Origin of the sequence: Streptomyces sp. 35G-GA-8, assembly GCF_023534745.1 — a bacterium.
In the GTDB taxonomy this organism is placed as follows: domain Bacteria; phylum Actinomycetota; class Actinomycetes; order Streptomycetales; family Streptomycetaceae; genus Streptomyces.
The window spans coordinates 432,082-447,652 of record NZ_JAMHJQ010000003.1; the positions used below are offsets into that span (position 1 = coordinate 432,082).

Below are 15,571 nucleotides of genomic sequence, written 5' to 3' on the forward strand. Positions count from 1 at the left end.
GGTCGGCGCTCAGTGCCGTACCGGCTCCGGCCTGACGCTGCAGCTCTCCACCGGGAGCGCCCTGCCTTCCCGCGCCGAGTCGAGCAGCGTCAGCATGATGTCGAGGACATGGCGCGCCAGTTCGGCGGACGCCCGGTGCGGGCGGCCACCGGCCAGTGACTCGGCCAGATCCGCGAGCCCGGTGCCGCGCCCCGCTCCCAGATATCCGGCCGTGACCGGCAGCGCCTCCCACGCGCCGGTGCCCCGGTGCAGTTCGACCGTTCCGTCGAATCCGTTGGGGTCGGGGAGGGAGAGCGAGGCTTCGGTGCCGTGCACCTCGATACGCGGCAGCCGGGCGGCCTGGATGTCGAAGCTCATCACCAGGGTGGTGAGGGCGCCATTGGCGTGCCGCAGCACCCCCGTGACATGGGTGTCGACCTCCACCGCGAACCGTTCACCGGCCCGCGGCCCGCTGCCGATCTCCCGTTCGGCCCGGGGCCGGGATCCCGCACCGGTGACCGTGATGACGGGGCCCAGCAGATGCACGAGCGCCGAGAGGTAGTAGGGACCCATGTCGAGCAGCGGGCCGCCGCCCCGCCGGTAGTAGAACTCGGGGTCCTGGTGCCAGCGTTCATGGCCGGCCGTGGTCATGAAGGCGGTCGCGGCGACCGGCGTGCCGATGAGCCCGTCGTCGACCGCCTTGCGCGCCGTCTGGACGCCCGTACCGAGCACGGTGTCGGGCGCGCAGCCGATCCGCAGCCCGCCCGCCTCGCCCGCGGCCAGCATCCGGTCCGCCTCCGCGCGCGTGGCGGCCAGCGGCTTCTCCCCGTACACATGCTTGCCCGCGGCGAGTGCGGCCAGGGCGACCTCGGCATGGACCGCCGGGATCGTCAGATTGAGCACGGCGTCCACATCGGGGCGTGCCACCAGCTTGTCCACCGAGCCGACGACCGCCACTCCCGGCACCCGGGCGGCGACCGTCGCGGCGCGATCCTGGTCGAGATCCGTGACGGCCGTCAGCGTGACGTTCTCCAGCCGTTCCAGTGTGTCCAGATAGGCGCCGCTGATCCTGCCCGCGCCCACCATGCCGATCCTCAGCGGCTCGCCCACAGCAGTCCCCTCTCGGTGAGCACCCGTACCTCGGGCACATCGAAGTCGTCCGGTTTATGGCCGATGGCGGAGACGAAGATCCGCCCCTCGCCCCATGTCCTGGTCCAGACGGCAGGCATCGTGACCGGCCGCGCCCGCTCCTCGTCGGCCGCGAACTCCGTGGTCGCCAGGACCTCGATCAGCGGGTCGGTGGCCAGCCAGTACTTCTCCGTATGGACCTGGAAGTCGCTCAGTCCGGCGATCACCGGATGGTCGGCGCGCTCCGTGACCAGCGTGACGGTGTGGTCGGAGAAACCCGGCGGATGCATCAGGAACTGGCCGCCGGTGAGCAGCTGGTAGCCGACATCGCCCCGGAAGGAGTCCACGATCCCGCCGTGCCAGCCGGCCAGTCCGGTGCCGGCCCGGACCGCCGCGGTGAGTCCGGCGCTCTGCTCGGCGGTGATCTCGCCCATCGTCCAGCACTGGACCACGAGATCCGTGGCGGCGAGGAGTTCGGCGTCCGTGTAGACGTCCAGGGTGTCGGAGATCCGGATGTCGAAGCCGCGGTCGCGGAGGAAGGGCAGGAACAGTTCCGTGATCGCCGTGGGCTGGTGTCCCTCCCAGCCGCCACGGACCACCAGGGCCTTCCTGGCGTCGGATGTCTCGGACGTCATGGTCGTTGCACGCTCCCATCGGCGTTGCACGGCAGAGGCCAGCGAACTTCGCTGTACGGATGACCGAATGGCGTACCGTCACCCGAACGTATGAAGAGGGAGATCTATTTGTCAACGACTCTACCAAATGGTCGGCCGTACGAGGTCAGTGCTGGCCGAGCCGTTTGAGCAGAGTCCGCAGCGAGTGGGCCGCCTCGGTGACCGCGAGGGCGATCTCCTCCGCGCGGGCGTCGTCCATCCGGCTCTTGGGCGCCGAGCAGCTGATCGCGTCGCCGCCGCCGTTGCCGGTGCCGAGCGCCACGGCCACACAGCGGATGTCCGGCGAGTTCTCCCCGTCATCCATCGCCCACCCGCGCAGCCGCGCCTCTGCCAACTGGCTCAGCAGTTCGTCGGGGTCGGTCACGGTGTCCGGAGTGAGGCTTTCCAGCGGCCAGTTGAGCCGCATCCTGACCTCGGCCGCTTCATAGAGGGAGAGCATCGCCTTGCCCAGCGCGGTCGCGTGCGCGGGCAGCCGGCGGCCCACCGCCGAGTACATCCGCAGAGCATGCCGGGACTCGCGTTTGGCCAGGTAGACGACGTCCGTACCATCGAGCCTGCCCAGGTGCACCGACTCGCCCGTCTCCTCGGCCAGGGTGTCGAGCACCGGGCCCGCGAGGCTCGCGACATCGTCGCCCTCCAGATAGGCCGTGCCCGTCAACAGGGCCTTGAGGCCGAGGCTGTAGCGGGTGCCCGACGGATCCAGATCCACCCAGCGGCGCGCCTCCATCGTGCGGAGGATCGCGTGCAGACTGCTCTTGGGCACGGCCATCGTGCCGGCCAGCTCGGCGAGCGAGAGCCGGGCGCCCTCCGCGCCCAGCAGTTCGAGCACTTCAAGCACCCGGGCCGCGGACTTGACCTCTTCGGGCTTGCGCCCCCGCGCTGCTGCTGCCACCGATTCCACGGAACCTCCGCTTCTCGTACCGGTGCCCCTCGGCGAACCGGTCGGCACGAATCTCGACGTGCGTCTTGACGCTATATCACCCCAACCATAAGTTCAGTCACTCCAACGCCATTCGGCCTTCTGAACGGTTGACCCTTAGGTAGGGGCCATGCGTATACCTATGTCGAGGAATGTCCGGCTCGCGGCGGTCGCCATCGCCACGGCGCTCTCGCTGACCACTCTCGCCGCCTGCGGCGGCTCCTCCGACTCCGGAGGGAAGTCCGCCTCGCTGGAGATGTGGACCTTCAAGCAGTCCCATGTCGGCGCGTTGCGCAACGCCGCCGCCGAGTTCAAGAAGCAGACGGGCATCTCGGTCACGGTCGAGGCCTACACACCCGACGACGCCTACACCACCAAGGTGCAGAGCGCGGCGAAGACCGGCGATCTGCCGGATGTGCTGGAAGTGCACTCCGACGGCGAGGACCGGGTCTTCGGCGCGGCGGGGATCGTCTCCGACCTCGCCGGTGACTTCACCGGCGAGTGGGCCGGCCGTATCCAGGAGCCCGTCAGGGAGTCCGGACTCGTCACCGACCAGCGGTTCAAGGACTCGCTGCCGGAGACCGCCAGGGACAACGGCATCGAGAAGGGCGCCCGCTACAGCGTGCCGCTCACCGTGGGCACCTTCGGGATCGTCTACGCCAACAAGAAGATGCTCGCCGAGGCGGGCATCACCGAGCCCCCGGCCGACTGGGCGGGCTTCCTGGACGCGCTGAAGCGGACCACCGCCAAGAACCCGAGGACCGGCGGTATGTCGCTCGGCCTCAAGGTCCAGGCCACCGGTCTGACCTGGGTCCTCCAGCCACTGGCCTTCAGCCAGCTCGGACAGCGGGGGTACGAGGCCCTGTTCGGCAAGGACCCGGCCGCCGACTTCGGCTCGCCCAGCGGCGTCAAGGTGCTGAGCATGTACGACCAGCTCACCCCGTACTGGATGCCGGGCACCCAGTCCCTCACCATCGACCAGGCGGACCAGGCCTTCGCACAGGGCAAGTCGGCCTTCAACGTCGGCGGCACCTTCACCCTCGCCTTCCTCAAGCAGAACGGGATGGACCCCGACGACGTGTTCGCGTTCGGACTGCCCTCCCCGAAGGACGGCGCCGTCCCCGACCGCGCGCTCGGCCCGCTCGCGCTGACCAGCCTCAGCGTCGCCGCCACCACCGAGCAGCCCGACAACGCCAAGAAATGGCTGGAGTTCCTGTCCGGCAAGGACGTCGCCGCGCGCTTTGCCAAGGACGCCTCCGACGTCCCGGCCACCGAACTCGGCGCCGACTCCGCCGCCGTACTCGGCCCGGCGCTCTCCGCCATGGTCGACAGCTTCAAGGGCACCGCGCAGAACACCTACGACCCGAGCCGCGGCAACGAGTTCCGCGCGCCGGGCTACGAGCAGGACGACGCGGGCGCGATCCTCGCCGATCTCACCCCGCTCGGGCAGCAGACCGTCGAGCAGACGGCGAAGAAGCTGCGCGAACTCAACGCCTCCTACTGGGCGGCGGCGCGGTGACGACGGCTCCCCGCCGGCGCATCCGACCGTACGAGACGCTCACCGGGTACCTCTTCGTCGGCCCGGCGGTGGTCCTGTTCTGTGTGATGGGTCTGTACACCGTCGGATACGGCTTCGCGCTCAGCTTCGCGACCTGGAACGGCTTCACCCCGAACTGGACCTGGGTCGGCCTGGACAACTACGCCGATCTGCTGTGGCGCAGCCCGGTCTACGCCCCGCGAGTACGGCACGCGGCGGTCAACACCCTCTGGGTGATGATCGCCGCCCCCGCCCTCACCGTCGCGGTCTCCTTTCCGCTGGCCGTGCTGCTCAACCAGGTCAAGCGCTTCCAGTCGGTGCTGCGCTCGGTGTACTTCCTGCCCTATGTGACCAGCGGGATCGCGGTCTTCTTCGCCTGGCAGTACATCCTCCAGCCGGACGGGGCGATCAACTTCCTCCTCGACGGTCTGGGGCTCGGCTCCCTCCAGCAGCCGCAGGGCTGGCTCGGCAATCCGGCCACCGCCATGCCCACCATGATCGTGGTCACGGTCTGGGGCCATGTTCCGGTCGCGATGCTGCTGTATCTCACCGGTCTGCAAGGGATCGACCGCAGTGTGCTGGAGGCCGCCGAACTGGACGGCGCCGGCTGGTGGCGCACCAACGCCTCGGTGGTCTGGCCACTGGTACGTCCCATCACCGCCATCGTCCTGCTGCTCAATCTGCGTGAATCGCTCCAGGGCTTCCAGACCTTCCTGGTGATGACGAACGGCGGGCCCGGTGACCACACCAATGTGCTGGGCCTGGAGGCGTACCGCTTGGCGTTCCTCAAGAACCTCGCGCCCACCCTGGGGCTCGCCAGCGCGCTCGGCTGGATCCTGTTCGCCGTCGCGCTGGTCCTCGCCCTGATCAATCTGCGAGCGCTGCGGAGCAGAACATGACCTCGCTCACCATGAAGGCCCGTCCCGATCGGTCCGACAAGACCGGTCGGCCCGACGAGAGCGGGGCGCGCACCCGCCGGCTCGTCGCCCGTACCGTCGTCGGCGTACTCCTCGGCCTCTACGGACTCGTCAGCGTCTACCCGTTCCTCTGGATGGTGTCCGCCGCTTTCAAGGACCAGATCGAGGTCGTGCGCGGCGGGCATCTGATCCCGGACGATCCGACGTTCGACACACTCGTCGACACCTGGAACAAGCTGCACTTCTTCGACTTCTTCCTCAACAGCCTGCTGGTCACGGCCTATACGGTGGTGCTGACGCTGGTGATCTACGCGGCGGCGGGCTATGCCTTCGCCGTGCTGCGCTTCCCCGGCCGGGGAGCCCTGCAGAAGCTCTTCGTCTCACTGCTGTTCGTGCCCGGCATCACGGTGATGCTGCCGATCGTGCTGCTGGAGAACAAACTGGGCATTCTCGGCACGCACTTCGGACTGGTGCTGCCCTTCGTCAACGGCGGCGCCCCGCTCTCGGTGCTGCTGATGACCGGCGCCTTCCTGGCCGTGCCCGGTGAGCTCCGCGACTCGGCGCGCGTCGACGGGGCGAGCGAGCTGCGGATCTTCACCAGTGTCTATCTGCCCCTGGCCAGACCCGCGTTGATCACCGTCGCGCTGCTGACGGCGATCCCGACCTGGAACGAGTTCCTGCTCACCCGGGTCTCCCTGAACGATCCGTCCACGTACACCCTGCCGCTGGGACTCCAGTACCTCTCGGCGGAGAACGTGCCGCACTACAACAATCTGATGGCGGGCGCGCTCATCGTGGTCATCCCGGTGATCCTGCTCTTTCTCAGCCTCCAGCGGTACTTCGTCAACGGACTGGTCGGGGCGGTGAAGGGCTGATCCGAGAAGATCCACCGGACAGGCCCTGTCTCCGCGGCCCTCGCGTTAGGCTGCGCAGACCCGTGCCGTAACCAGGGCAGCCGGAGCCAGGACAGAACAGAGGAGACCGCGCACCATGGACGCCGCCAGCCACCCCCACTCCCAGGTCCCGCACCGGACCGGCGAACTGGTCCACCGGGACGCCACGGCGGCCGATACCGACGCGCTCGTCGACCTCATAGAGTCGGCGTACCGGGGGGACAGCAGCCGTACGGGCTGGACCACCGAGGCCGACATCCTGGCGGGGCAGCGAACCGACCCGCGAGGGGTGCTCGACGTCATCGAGTCGTCCGGCAGCCGGCTGCTGGCCATCGAGCGGGACGGCGCACTGGTCGCCTGCTGTCAGCTCGAACACCGAGGGGACGCCGCCTACTTCGGGATGTTCGCCGTATCGCCCGGTGCGCAGGGCTCCGGTCTCGGCAAGCAGGTCATGGCGGTGGCGGAGCGCGTCGCGGTCGAGACCTGGGGCGTCCGGGAGATGCATATGACCGTGATCACGGTCCGCGAGGAACTGATCGCCTGGTACGAGCGGCGCGGCTATCGCCGTACGGGAAAGCTGTACCCCTTCCCGTACGGCGACGAGCGCTTCGGTATTCCGCAGCGGGACGACCTGGAGTTCGAACTGCTGGTCAAGCGGCTCGGCTGAGGCGCCGGTACGGGCCCCGAAACCCCTGGGCCGGGGGCCCGCGCGGTCTTCGCCGACGCGGCGAAGGCTCAGGCGATGAACCGGCCCGTGCGCCGGATCTCCGGGAAGTCGGTGGTCACCGCCCCCAGCTGGAGCGCCCGCGCCAGGCGCAGCTGATCCGGGGTGTTCACCACCCAGCCGATGATCCCCAGCCCCTCCGCGTGCGCGCGCTCCACGACCTCCAGGGTCACTCTCCGGATGTTCAGGGCCAGCCTGGCGGCGCCCACCGCCCTCGCCCGGTCCACCACGTCGGCGCCCCAGCGGCTGGCGACCAGTACGGTACGCACACCCGGCACCAGCGAGGCGATCTCGGCGACCGCCTCGTCATGGAACGACGACACCTCGACGCGCTCCACGAGCCCCCGCCGGAGCATCACCTCCGCCAGCGCGCGCGCCGCGGCCCTGTCCTTGATCTCGGCCTGGAGCGGCGACCGTACGGCGTCCAGCACCTCCTCGAAGACCGGGACGCGCTCGCCCCGCCCCGCGTCGAGCTCCCGCAGCTCGGCGAGTGTCCGGTCGGCGATCGCGCCCGTTCCGTCGGTCGTACGGTCCACGTCCGTGTCATGCATGACGGCGAGGGCGCCGTCCTTGGTCAGATGGAGATCCAGTTCGATGGCGTCCATGCCCGCGCGTTCGGCATGCAGAAAGGAGCGCAGGGTGTTCTCCGGTTCGACACCCATCACTCCACGATGACCGATGGTCTGGAAAGTCAAGATGACCTCGCTTCCGTCGACGGCGGCTCCCGCGCGCAGCCTAATGGCCAGGCCCCTGCCTGGGACCCGGCCGCGCGCCAAGGAGTCCGGAGGCCCAGGGAAGCCCGCGGCGCTACGCTGGTTACGAGTGTCATGCCCCTGGATCGCAGGAAAAATGGCGGTGACCATGGGGGGTGCGCAGGATAATTTATGCCAGTGCCGCTTGTGAGGGAGAACTGAAGGCCTATACGGTGTCTTGACGCCAAGTTCTCCCGTGGAGGAAGTGACATGACGGAAATTCTTGCGCAGGGCGCCGCCGTACCCGGCATATCGAGCGCTGCCCGGGTGATCGATCACCCGGCCTGGCAGGAGCTCAAGAACTCCGTCGAGGAGATCAGGCCCTGGCAGTCCAAGGACGGCTCGATCGACTTCGACGCCGAGGGCGCTCCGGCGCGCTCGCTCGTCGAGGTGGCGATCGACCGGGTGATCGCCGCGGTCGAGCAGCTCTCCCCCCTTCTCCCGCACGACTCCGCGTACCACACGGCGCTAGTCGCCGACCTGCGCAAATGGGCCGATGGAGCCTTCGACGTCCCCGACTTCCTGGACTCCCTGCTGGCCTTCCAGCCGGCCGCGGACCGGGTGGACGGCCTCCAGCATCTCGCCGTCTTCCCCATGTACACGCAGAACGGCAACCCCGACCGCAATCTCGAAGCGGTCGTACTGCGCATGGTCTGGCCCGAGTGGCTCGCCGAACTGGAGCGCACGCGCTACGACAACCCGCTCTTCTGCGGCATCACCTTCGAGGACTTCACCGCCGGCTACGACACCAACTCCGCGGTGTTCTTCCCCGAGACCATCGCGGTGCGCGAGGCTCCGGAGCGGTTCAGCTGGGGCGGGATCTTCTGCGACCGCGAGGCCGCCCGCTTCCGCCGGGTCATCGACGCGGCCGTCCGTACGCTCGGCGTCGAACTGCCCGACGACATCAGCGCGATGGTCGCCGACCAGGACCGCTGCCAGCAGGCGTTCGTGCTCTGGGACATGATCCATGACCGCACGCACAGCCATGGCGACCTGCCGTTCGACCCCTTCATGATCAAGCAGCGCCAGCCGTTCTGGATGTACGGCCTGGAGGAACTGCGCTGCGACCTCACCGCGTTCCGGGAGGCCGTACGGCTGGAGGCGGACGGTTTCGCGCAGGGCCGTGACGTCCAGTACGCCGTCCTCTTCGACCGGATGTTCCGCTTCCCGGTCACCGGCGCACGGGTACGCAACTACGACGGACTCGGCGGCCAGCTGCTCTTCGCCTATCTCCACCAGCACGATGTGGTGCGCTGGACGGACAACACCCTGCGCATCGACTGGGAGCGGGCCCCCCAGGTCACCAACCAGCTCTGCGCGGAGATCGAGGACCTGTACCGGGCCGGCATCGACCGCCCCAAGCTGGTCCACTGGTTCGCCGCGTACGAACTGGTCTCGACGTATCTCGCCCCGCACCCCGGCTCCCGCTGGGCCAAGGGCCCCGACGCCCTCGATCTCACCCAGCCGCCTCGTAAGCTGGTCGACGATGTGCTTCCGGACGAGTTTCCGCTCAGCATGTTCTACGAGGCACTCTCCAAGAAGCTCAAGAACGTGATCGCCTCGACCAGGGGGATCCGCGCCAACGACACCGGGCGAGCGGCCGCGTGAGCCCTCGCGAACGAGAGGCGACGGCCATGAACGGAAGCGGTGCCATGAACGGCGCACTGGACGGAGCGGTGGTCGCGGTGGCCGGGGCCGCGGGTCCCGCGGGCCGGGCCGCCCTGCTCGGGCTCGCGGAGGCCGGCGCCACGGTCGTCGGCGCGGACGCGGACGCCACCCGGCTGGCCGAGGCGGTCGACGCCGCGCGGTACGCGCACGGCGGAGCCACGGTCATTGGTGACACCGTCGATCTGCTCGACCTCGCCGCCACCCGCGCGTGGGCGGACAAGACCGAGAAGGAGTTCGGCCGGATCGACGGACTGGTCCATCTCGTCGGCGGCTGGCGCGGCAGCGCTTCCTTCGCCGAGACCGATCTCGCCGACTGGGATCTGCTGGAGAAGCTGCTCATCCGTACCGTCCAGTACACGTCCCTCGCCTTCCACGAGGGACTGCTGCGCAGCGACCGCGGACGCTATGTGCTGGTCAGCGCGGCGGGCGCGGCGAAGCCCACGGCGGGCAACGCCGCCTACTCCGCCGCCAAGGCCGCCGCCGAGGCCTGGACGCTGGCTCTCGGTGACGCCTTCCGCAAGGCGGGGGGCGAGGAGGGTCCCCGGGCCGCGGCTGCCATCCTGGTGATCAAGGCACTGGTGCACGACGCGATGCGCGCCGAGCGCCCGAATGCGAAGTTCGCGGGCTTCACGGACGTCACGGACCTGGCCGAGGCCATCGTCGGAGTCTGGGACCGGCCCGCCCGGGAAGTGAATGGAAACCGCCTGTGGCTGACCCCCGAGCCGTGAGGTCCCGTACGACGGACGCGCGCCGGCACCACGATCCCGACGTACGAGGCTTCGCCAGCGACAACTACGCGGGCGCGCACCCCGAGGTCCTGGCGGCGCTCGCCCTCGCCAACGGCGGCCATCAGATCTCCTATGGGGAGGACGACTACACCGGTCATCTCCAGCGCGTCATGCACAGCCACTTCGGTCCGACGGCGGAGGCCTTCCCGGTCTTCAACGGCACCGGCGCCAATGTGGTCGCGCTCCAGGCGCTCACCGACCGGTGGGGCGCGGTCATCTGCGCGGAGACCGCGCATATCCATGTGGACGAGTGCGGCGCCCCCGAGCGGGTCGCCGGCCTCAAGCTGCTGACCGTACCGACCCCGGACGGCAAGCTCACACCCGAGCTGATCGACCGGCAGGCGTACGGCTGGGACGACGAGCACCGGGCCATGCCACAGGTCGTCTCGATCGCCCAGAACACCGAACTGGGCACGGTCTACACGCCGGACGAGATCCGCGCCATCTGCGCGCACGCGCATGAGCGGGGCATGAAGGTCCATCTCGACGGGGCCCGGATATCCAACGCGGCGGCGTCGCTGGACGTCCCGATGCGGACGTTCACCAACACCGTGGGGGTGGACATCCTCTCCTATGGCGGCACGAAGAACGGCATGCTCTTCGGCGAGGCCGTCGTCGTCCTCGACCCGGACGCCGCGCGGGCCATGAAGCATCTGCGCAAGCTCTCCATGCAGCTCGCGTCCAAGATGCGGTTCGTATCGGTGCAGTTGGAGGCGCTCCTCGCGGGCGATCTGTGGCTGCGCAACGCCCGGCACAGCAACGCGATGGCGCAGCGGCTCGCGGAGGGCGTGCGCGCGGTGGACGGAGTGGAGATCCTCCACCCCGTCCAGGCCAACGCCGTCTTCGCGCGGCTGCCGCACGAGGTCAGCGTCCGCCTCCAGCGCCGGTTCCGGTTCTACTTCTGGGACGAGAAGGCCGGGGACGTGCGCTGGATGTGCTCCTTCGACACGACGGAGGACGACGTCGACGCCTTCGTGCAGGCGCTCAAGGAAGAGATGACGCGCTAGCGGAGAAGCCCGCATAGATATGTGACCGGCCGGAAATCTATTGGATTCCGGCCGGTCCTGTCTTTAGAGTGGCCGCTATGCGGCTCATTCAGCAGAACCCCGATCTCTCCGCCTATCTGGCGGCGGATGAGGTCATCGACCATGACCATCCGCTGATACGGGAGACGGCCGACCGGCTCCGTACGGGCGGCGCCGACGCATATTCATACGCGAAGGCCGCATACGAGTTCGTCCGTGACACCGTCCCGCACTCGGCCGACGCGCAGGACCCGCGGGTCACCTGGCGCGCCTCGGACGTCCTCGCGCTGCGTACCGGCATCTGTTACGCCAAGGCCCATGCCCTGGCCGCACTGCTGCGCGCGCAGTCCATCCCGACGGCTCTGTGCTACCAGCGGCTCGCCGACGACGACGGGACCAACGCGGTCGTCCACGGGCTGGTCGCGGTCCGGCTGCCCGGCCGGGCGTCCTGGGCCCGGCAGGATCCGCGCGGCAACAAGCCGGGCGTCGACGCCCAGTTCTCGCCGGAGGGTGAGCGGCTGGCCTGGACCGTCCGCCCGGAGTGCAATGAGATAGACTATCCGGTGCTTTATGATGCACCGCATCCGGTCGTTCTGAGCGCGCTGAGAGCCGCCCCCGACCGGCACCGCCTCTGGCGGACGCTTCCCACCGCCCTCTGACCGCCACTCCGAAAGCACCGAGGCACAGCAGATCATGACCCTGACGCTCACCGTGTCGGACGAGGTGTGCACCCTCGCGCCCGGCTTCACCCATCTCGCCGTCGAGGCCCACGGGCTGGTCAACGGCCCCAGCAACACGGACAGTTCCGCCCTGCTGGACGACGCGGCCCGTAGGCTCGCCGGCCGGCTGGACGGTCGCGCCCCGCACGAGGACGCGCATCTGGCCGCCTGGCGCGCGGCGTACACCGCGTTCGGGGCCAAGCCCTCCCGTACCCGCAACTCCGCCGAGGCGCTGGCCAAGCGCGCCCTGTCCGATGCCGGGCTGCCGCGGATCAATCTGCTCGTCGACCTCTACAACGCCATCAGTGTCGCCCATCTGATCCCCGTCGGCGGCGAGGACACCGACCGCATCGTCGGCGGTATGCGACTCGTGCGTGCCACGGGCGAGGAGCCGTTCGCGACGGTCGCGGGCGGCGAGACGACGGTGGAGCGCCCGGAGCCGGGCGAGGTCGTCTGGTGCGACGACGAAGGCGTCACCTGCCGCCGGTGGAACTGGCGTCAGGGCGTACGCACCCGGCTCACCGAGGAGTCCGTGAACGCCGTCTTCCTGCTGGAGAGCCTGGCCCCCATGACCCGCGACGCGCTCGACGCCGCGGGCGCCGAACTCGCCGAATCGCTGGAGAAGCTGAGCCCCGGGGCGCGGATCACGGTCCACCCGGCGCGCTGACCCGCCCGGCCGCGCCCCTGGCCTGTTCCTGACCGGGGCGCGGACCCCGGCGGGGCCGGGACGTTCCGGTCAGGAGAGACGTTTCAGCTTATGTTGCGGCGTGCCCCGGCTCAGCCGGTCTCCGCCGTACGGGCCTCCGCCGGGGTCGGCGCGGTGCCGCCGAGATGCGCGGGCACCCACCAGGTGTCGGCCGCGTCCCTCGGGCGCACCGGATAGGCGCGCTGCGCGGCCTCCAGCATCTCCTGCACCCGCTCGCGCAGCCGCCGCGTGATCGCGCCCGCGTACTGGTCCGCCGCCGCCTCGATCTGCTCACCGACCCGGATGGTCACCGGGATATGGCTGCGCTTGAAGTTGCGCGGCCGGCCCTTGGTCCACATCCGCTGGGTGCCCCACAGCGCCATCGGGATCAGCGGCACCCCGGCCTCCTGCGCGAGCCGGGCCGCGCCCGACTTGAAGCTCTTGAGCGTGAAGGACTGCGAGATGGTCGCCTCGGGGAAGACCCCGACGATCTCGCCGGAGCGCAGCGAGTCCAGCGCGTGCGCGTATGCCTGCTCGCCCTGCTTGCGATCCACCGGGATGTGCTTCATGCCGCGCATGAGGGGGCCGGAGACCTTGTGCCGGAAGACCGACTCCTTCGCCATGAAACGCACCAGACGCTTCTGCGGGAGCGCCGCGAGCCCCGTGAAGATGAAGTCCAGATAGCTGATGTGGTTACTGACGAGCACGGCGCCACCGGTGCGCGGGATGTGCTCGGAACCCTGAGTGTCGATCTTCAGGTCCAGCGCCTTGAACATCGTGCGGGCGGCGCCGATGACCGGTCGATAGACGAGCTCTGCCATCAGGTGAGGACCCTTCTGTTCCGGGGAGGGTTCTCCCGGCGGAAGTTACGCAGCCGTAGGTTTTCGGCATTGCGCCGATGGTGCCCCATACGAGGCCCCGTGGCCAGTCCTGATGTGTGCGTCCGGCGAGATTCTCGTCACGTCGGCGTCATATCGCCGCAGCGCAGCCGTGGTGCGGCGGACAAACAGGCGCGTCTCGCACCCCCCGCCGCGCGGGGACCGCGGAATATTTCTCGGTTGTGCGAACGCTGCAATCCTTCGACGGCGATGAGATGACGCGCGGCGAAGGGAAGCCGGGATGCGGGGGAACGACGGCGGGAAGCGGCTCGGCGCGGCCGAGTTGGGCGCCGAACTGGGGGAGCGGGCCACGCTCGTCCAGTTCTCGACCGCGTTCTGCCGGCCCTGCGGCGCCACCCGGCGCATCCTCGCCGAAGTGGCGGGAATGGTCGACGGGGTCTCCCATGTGGAGCTGGACGCCGAGCAACGGCTTGAGCTGGTGCGCGAGCTCGGCATCCTCAAGACCCCCACGGTGCTGGTACTTGACGCCGGGGGCCGCATCGTCCGGAGAGCGGCCGGCCAGCCCCGCACCGTGGATGTGATCGCCGCGCTGGGCGAGGCGGTGTGACGCCGGGACGCGACGCGGGTGCGAAGGACACGTACTTGACTGCGCCCGCCACCTATCGTCACGCTGACGAGGTGCCCCAAGAACTCCTTCTCTACGGGCGGGCCGATGTGGACCTGGCCCGCAACGCGAGCGCGCGCTGTCCGGCTGTCTGAGCAGCCGCGGCCCCGTTCGTCACTCCCGAAGAAGGACAACTCCATGACGGCCACGCCCGATCTGTCCACGCCCCGACTGGCCTCTCCCGACCTGCTCCGCTCCGTGTTCCGGCAGCACGCGGCGGGTGTCGCGGTCATCACCGCACAGGGGGAGGGCCCGGTCGGATTCACCGCCACCTCCCTCAACTCGGCCGCCGCCGAGCCCCCGTTGATCTCCTTCGGCGTGGGCACCTCCTCCTCCAGCTGGCCGGTCCTCGCCGAGACCTCCCATGTCGGTGTGCACATACTCGGCGAGCATCAGAGGGAGCTGGCGGCCACGTTCGCGCGCAGCGGAGCCGACCGGTTCGGGCCGCCCACGTCCTGGCGGACCGGCCCCGAGGGGGTGCCGGTCCTCGATGGCGTACTGGCCTGGCTGGTCTGCCGGGTGATCGCCCGGGTCCCCGCGGGGGACCACCGGCTGGTGATCGCCCAGGCCGTCGTCGGCGACCCCGCGGGCGGCGGCCGGCCGCTCCTCTACCACCAGGGACGGTTCAACGCGCTGCGCGACTGAGAGTTCCCCGCCCGTCTCTCCCGCCGCGTTGGCAAGCTCACAGTTCCAAGCGCTTGCTCAGTGGGAATACTCTGGGTGTACTGGCGAGTAATATTTACGCCGGTGCGCCGGTCTCCCCGACCGGAAACCGCCCCATAAGGCGCCTATGCTGCGTGCAACAAGGCAGCCCAGAAATGACGATGCAGTAGGAGAGCCGGCGTGAGCCTGAGGATCGTTGTCTGTGTGAAGTACGTGCCCGACGCCACCGGCGACCGGCACTTCGCCAAGGACCTGACCGTCGACCGGGACGACGTGGACGGTCTGCTGTCGGAGCTCGACGAGTACGCGGTCGAGCAGGCGCTGCAGATCGCCGACGGGGCGGACGACGCCGAGATTACCGTGCTGACCGTCGGCCCCGAGGACGCCAAGGACGCGCTGCGCAAGGCGCTCTCCATGGGCGCCGACAAGGCCGTCCACGTCGAGGACGACGACCTGCACGGCACGGACGTCATGGGCACCTCCCTGGTCCTCGCCAAGGCCATCGAGAAGACCGGTTACGACCTGGTCATCTGCGGTATGGCGTCCACCGACGGCACGATGGGCGTACTGCCCGCGATCCTCGCCGAGCGGCTGGGCGTCCCGCAGGTCACGCTGCTCTCCGAGGTCGCGGTCGAGGACGGACTCGTCAAGGGCCGCCGGGACGGCGACACCGCGTCCGAGCAGCTGGAGGCGGCGCTTCCGGCGGTCGTGTCGGTGACGGACCAGTCGGGCGAGGCGCGTTACCCGTCCTTCAAGGGCATCATGGCCGCGAAGAAGAAGCCGGTGCAGTCCTGGGACCTGGAGGACCTGGAGATCGACGCGGACGAGGTCGGTCTCGAAGGCGCCTGGACCGCGGTCGACTCGGCGGCCGAGCGTCCGGCCCGTACGGCGGGCACGATCGTCAAGGACGAGGGCGAGGGCGGCAAGCAGCTGGCCGCCTTCCTCGCGGGCCAGAAGTTCATCTGAGCCCCACCCGCAGACCGCCCCCTCATCTTTC

The 15,571-nt window shown here is 69.4% G+C and carries 17 protein-coding genes; 12 read left to right on the forward strand and 5 right to left on the reverse strand.

The window, feature by feature from the left end:
• Positions 1 to 9 precede the first annotated feature (9 nt).
• From M1203_RS08165 to M1203_RS39005, 3 genes are all read right to left on the reverse strand, one after another.
• On the reverse strand, positions 10 to 1,089 hold the full coding sequence (locus M1203_RS08165; protein WP_249948856.1) for a Gfo/Idh/MocA family protein: 1,080 nt from the start codon (positions 1,087 to 1,089) through the stop codon (positions 10 to 12).
• A complete protein-coding gene (locus M1203_RS08170; RefSeq protein WP_249948857.1) occupies positions 1,074 to 1,742 on the reverse strand; it encodes a ThuA domain-containing protein in 669 nt (222 codons plus the stop codon). Before M1203_RS08170 ends, M1203_RS08165 begins: the two co-directional genes overlap by 16 nt.
• 145 nt (positions 1,743 to 1,887) lie before the next feature.
• Entirely contained in the window at positions 1,888 to 2,673 is a 786-nt protein-coding gene (locus M1203_RS39005; protein ID WP_249948858.1) for an IclR family transcriptional regulator, read from the reverse strand.
• Positions 2,674 to 2,842: 169 nt separating this feature from the next.
• Between M1203_RS39005 and M1203_RS08180 the strand changes: the two genes are divergently transcribed.
• The 4 genes from M1203_RS08180 (at position 2,843) to M1203_RS08195 (ending at position 6,714) form a co-directional block, all read left to right on the forward strand.
• Positions 2,843 to 4,219 carry an ABC transporter substrate-binding protein gene (locus tag M1203_RS08180; protein ID WP_249948859.1) on the forward strand — a complete coding sequence of 459 codons (1,377 nt, stop codon included), beginning with the start codon at positions 2,843 to 2,845 and terminating at the stop codon, positions 4,217 to 4,219.
• On the forward strand, positions 4,216 to 5,136 hold the full coding sequence (locus M1203_RS08185) for a carbohydrate ABC transporter permease (RefSeq protein ID WP_249948860.1): 921 nt from the start codon (positions 4,216 to 4,218) through the stop codon (positions 5,134 to 5,136). The genes M1203_RS08180 and M1203_RS08185 overlap by 4 nt, the downstream gene beginning before the upstream one ends.
• Positions 5,133 to 6,029 carry a carbohydrate ABC transporter permease gene (locus M1203_RS08190; protein ID WP_249948861.1) on the forward strand — a complete coding sequence of 299 codons (897 nt, stop codon included), beginning with the start codon at positions 5,133 to 5,135 and terminating at the stop codon, positions 6,027 to 6,029. Before M1203_RS08185 ends, M1203_RS08190 begins: the two co-directional genes overlap by 4 nt.
• 115 nt (positions 6,030 to 6,144) lie before the next feature.
• Complete coding sequence (locus M1203_RS08195; RefSeq protein ID WP_249948862.1) at positions 6,145 to 6,714, forward strand: GNAT family N-acetyltransferase; 570 nt, start codon at positions 6,145 to 6,147, stop codon at positions 6,712 to 6,714.
• Between the two features lie 68 nt (positions 6,715 to 6,782).
• Here M1203_RS08195 and M1203_RS08200 read toward each other — a convergent pair whose 3' ends face one another.
• Positions 6,783 to 7,433, reverse strand: coding sequence for a glycerophosphodiester phosphodiesterase family protein (locus M1203_RS08200; RefSeq protein ID WP_249948863.1), 651 nt, complete (start codon positions 7,431 to 7,433; stop codon positions 6,783 to 6,785).
• A gap of 300 nt (positions 7,434 to 7,733) precedes the next feature.
• Between M1203_RS08200 and M1203_RS08205 the strand changes: the two genes are divergently transcribed.
• From M1203_RS08205 to M1203_RS08225, 5 genes are all read left to right on the forward strand, one after another.
• Positions 7,734 to 9,131: a DUF6421 family protein gene (locus M1203_RS08205; RefSeq protein WP_249948864.1), complete on the forward strand. Its 1,398-nt coding sequence runs from the start codon at positions 7,734 to 7,736 to the stop codon at positions 9,129 to 9,131.
• A gap of 26 nt (positions 9,132 to 9,157) precedes the next feature.
• Positions 9,158 to 9,919 carry an SDR family NAD(P)-dependent oxidoreductase gene (locus tag M1203_RS08210; RefSeq protein ID WP_249948865.1) on the forward strand — a complete coding sequence of 254 codons (762 nt, stop codon included), beginning with the start codon at positions 9,158 to 9,160 and terminating at the stop codon, positions 9,917 to 9,919.
• Entirely contained in the window at positions 9,898 to 10,986 is a 1,089-nt protein-coding gene (locus M1203_RS08215) for a low specificity L-threonine aldolase (RefSeq protein ID WP_249948866.1), read from the forward strand. The genes M1203_RS08210 and M1203_RS08215 overlap by 22 nt, the downstream gene beginning before the upstream one ends.
• A 77-nt stretch (positions 10,987 to 11,063) precedes the next feature.
• A complete protein-coding gene (locus M1203_RS08220) occupies positions 11,064 to 11,663 on the forward strand; it encodes a transglutaminase domain-containing protein (protein WP_249948867.1) in 600 nt (199 codons plus the stop codon).
• A gap of 34 nt (positions 11,664 to 11,697) precedes the next feature.
• On the forward strand, positions 11,698 to 12,390 hold the full coding sequence (locus M1203_RS08225) for a B3/4 domain-containing protein (RefSeq protein WP_249948868.1): 693 nt from the start codon (positions 11,698 to 11,700) through the stop codon (positions 12,388 to 12,390).
• A 110-nt stretch (positions 12,391 to 12,500) separates the two neighbouring features.
• Here M1203_RS08225 and M1203_RS08230 read toward each other — a convergent pair whose 3' ends face one another.
• Complete coding sequence (locus tag M1203_RS08230) at positions 12,501 to 13,229, reverse strand: 1-acyl-sn-glycerol-3-phosphate acyltransferase (RefSeq protein ID WP_249948869.1); 729 nt, start codon at positions 13,227 to 13,229, stop codon at positions 12,501 to 12,503.
• 298 nt (positions 13,230 to 13,527) lie between these two features.
• On the opposite strand from M1203_RS08230, the gene M1203_RS08235 reads away from it, so the two are divergent.
• The 3 genes from M1203_RS08235 to M1203_RS08245 all read left to right on the forward strand — a co-directional run bounded on the left by M1203_RS08235 (position 13,528) and on the right by M1203_RS08245 (position 15,540).
• Positions 13,528 to 13,854, forward strand: a complete 327-nt coding sequence (locus M1203_RS08235; RefSeq protein WP_249948870.1) for a thioredoxin family protein — start codon at positions 13,528 to 13,530, stop codon at positions 13,852 to 13,854.
• A 195-nt stretch (positions 13,855 to 14,049) separates the two neighbouring features.
• Positions 14,050 to 14,556 (forward strand): flavin reductase family protein, encoded by a 507-nt coding sequence (locus M1203_RS08240; RefSeq protein WP_249948871.1) that lies wholly within the window; start codon positions 14,050 to 14,052, stop codon positions 14,554 to 14,556.
• A gap of 198 nt (positions 14,557 to 14,754) precedes the next feature.
• Positions 14,755 to 15,540 carry an electron transfer flavoprotein subunit beta/FixA family protein gene (locus M1203_RS08245; RefSeq protein WP_249948872.1) on the forward strand — a complete coding sequence of 262 codons (786 nt, stop codon included), beginning with the start codon at positions 14,755 to 14,757 and terminating at the stop codon, positions 15,538 to 15,540.
• Positions 15,541 to 15,571: the final 31 nt, after the last annotated feature.

Excerpts from the sequence above, each read along its gene's own strand:
- M1203_RS08205 (WP_249948864.1), top strand. The coding sequence starts at position 7,734 with ATGACGGAAATTCTTGCGCAGGGCGCCGCCGTACCCGGCATATCGAGC.
- M1203_RS08200 (WP_249948863.1), bottom strand. The coding sequence starts at position 7,433 with ATGGGTGTCGAACCGGAGAACACCCTGCGCTCCTTTCTGCATGCCGAA.
- M1203_RS08220 (WP_249948867.1), top strand. The coding sequence starts at position 11,064 with ATGCGGCTCATTCAGCAGAACCCCGATCTCTCCGCCTATCTGGCGGCG.
- M1203_RS08180 (WP_249948859.1), top strand. The coding sequence starts at position 2,843 with ATGTCGAGGAATGTCCGGCTCGCGGCGGTCGCCATCGCCACGGCGCTC.
- M1203_RS08190 (WP_249948861.1), top strand. The coding sequence starts at position 5,133 with ATGACCTCGCTCACCATGAAGGCCCGTCCCGATCGGTCCGACAAGACC.
- M1203_RS08170 (WP_249948857.1), bottom strand. The coding sequence starts at position 1,742 with ATGACGTCCGAGACATCCGACGCCAGGAAGGCCCTGGTGGTCCGTGGC.
- M1203_RS08240 (WP_249948871.1), top strand. The coding sequence starts at position 14,050 with ATGACGGCCACGCCCGATCTGTCCACGCCCCGACTGGCCTCTCCCGAC.
- M1203_RS08210 (WP_249948865.1), top strand. The coding sequence starts at position 9,158 with ATGAACGGAAGCGGTGCCATGAACGGCGCACTGGACGGAGCGGTGGTC.
- M1203_RS08195 (WP_249948862.1), top strand. The coding sequence starts at position 6,145 with ATGGACGCCGCCAGCCACCCCCACTCCCAGGTCCCGCACCGGACCGGC.
- M1203_RS08235 (WP_249948870.1), top strand. The coding sequence starts at position 13,528 with ATGCGGGGGAACGACGGCGGGAAGCGGCTCGGCGCGGCCGAGTTGGGC.
- M1203_RS08230 (WP_249948869.1), bottom strand. The coding sequence starts at position 13,229 with ATGGCAGAGCTCGTCTATCGACCGGTCATCGGCGCCGCCCGCACGATG.
- M1203_RS08225 (WP_249948868.1), top strand. The coding sequence starts at position 11,698 with ATGACCCTGACGCTCACCGTGTCGGACGAGGTGTGCACCCTCGCGCCC.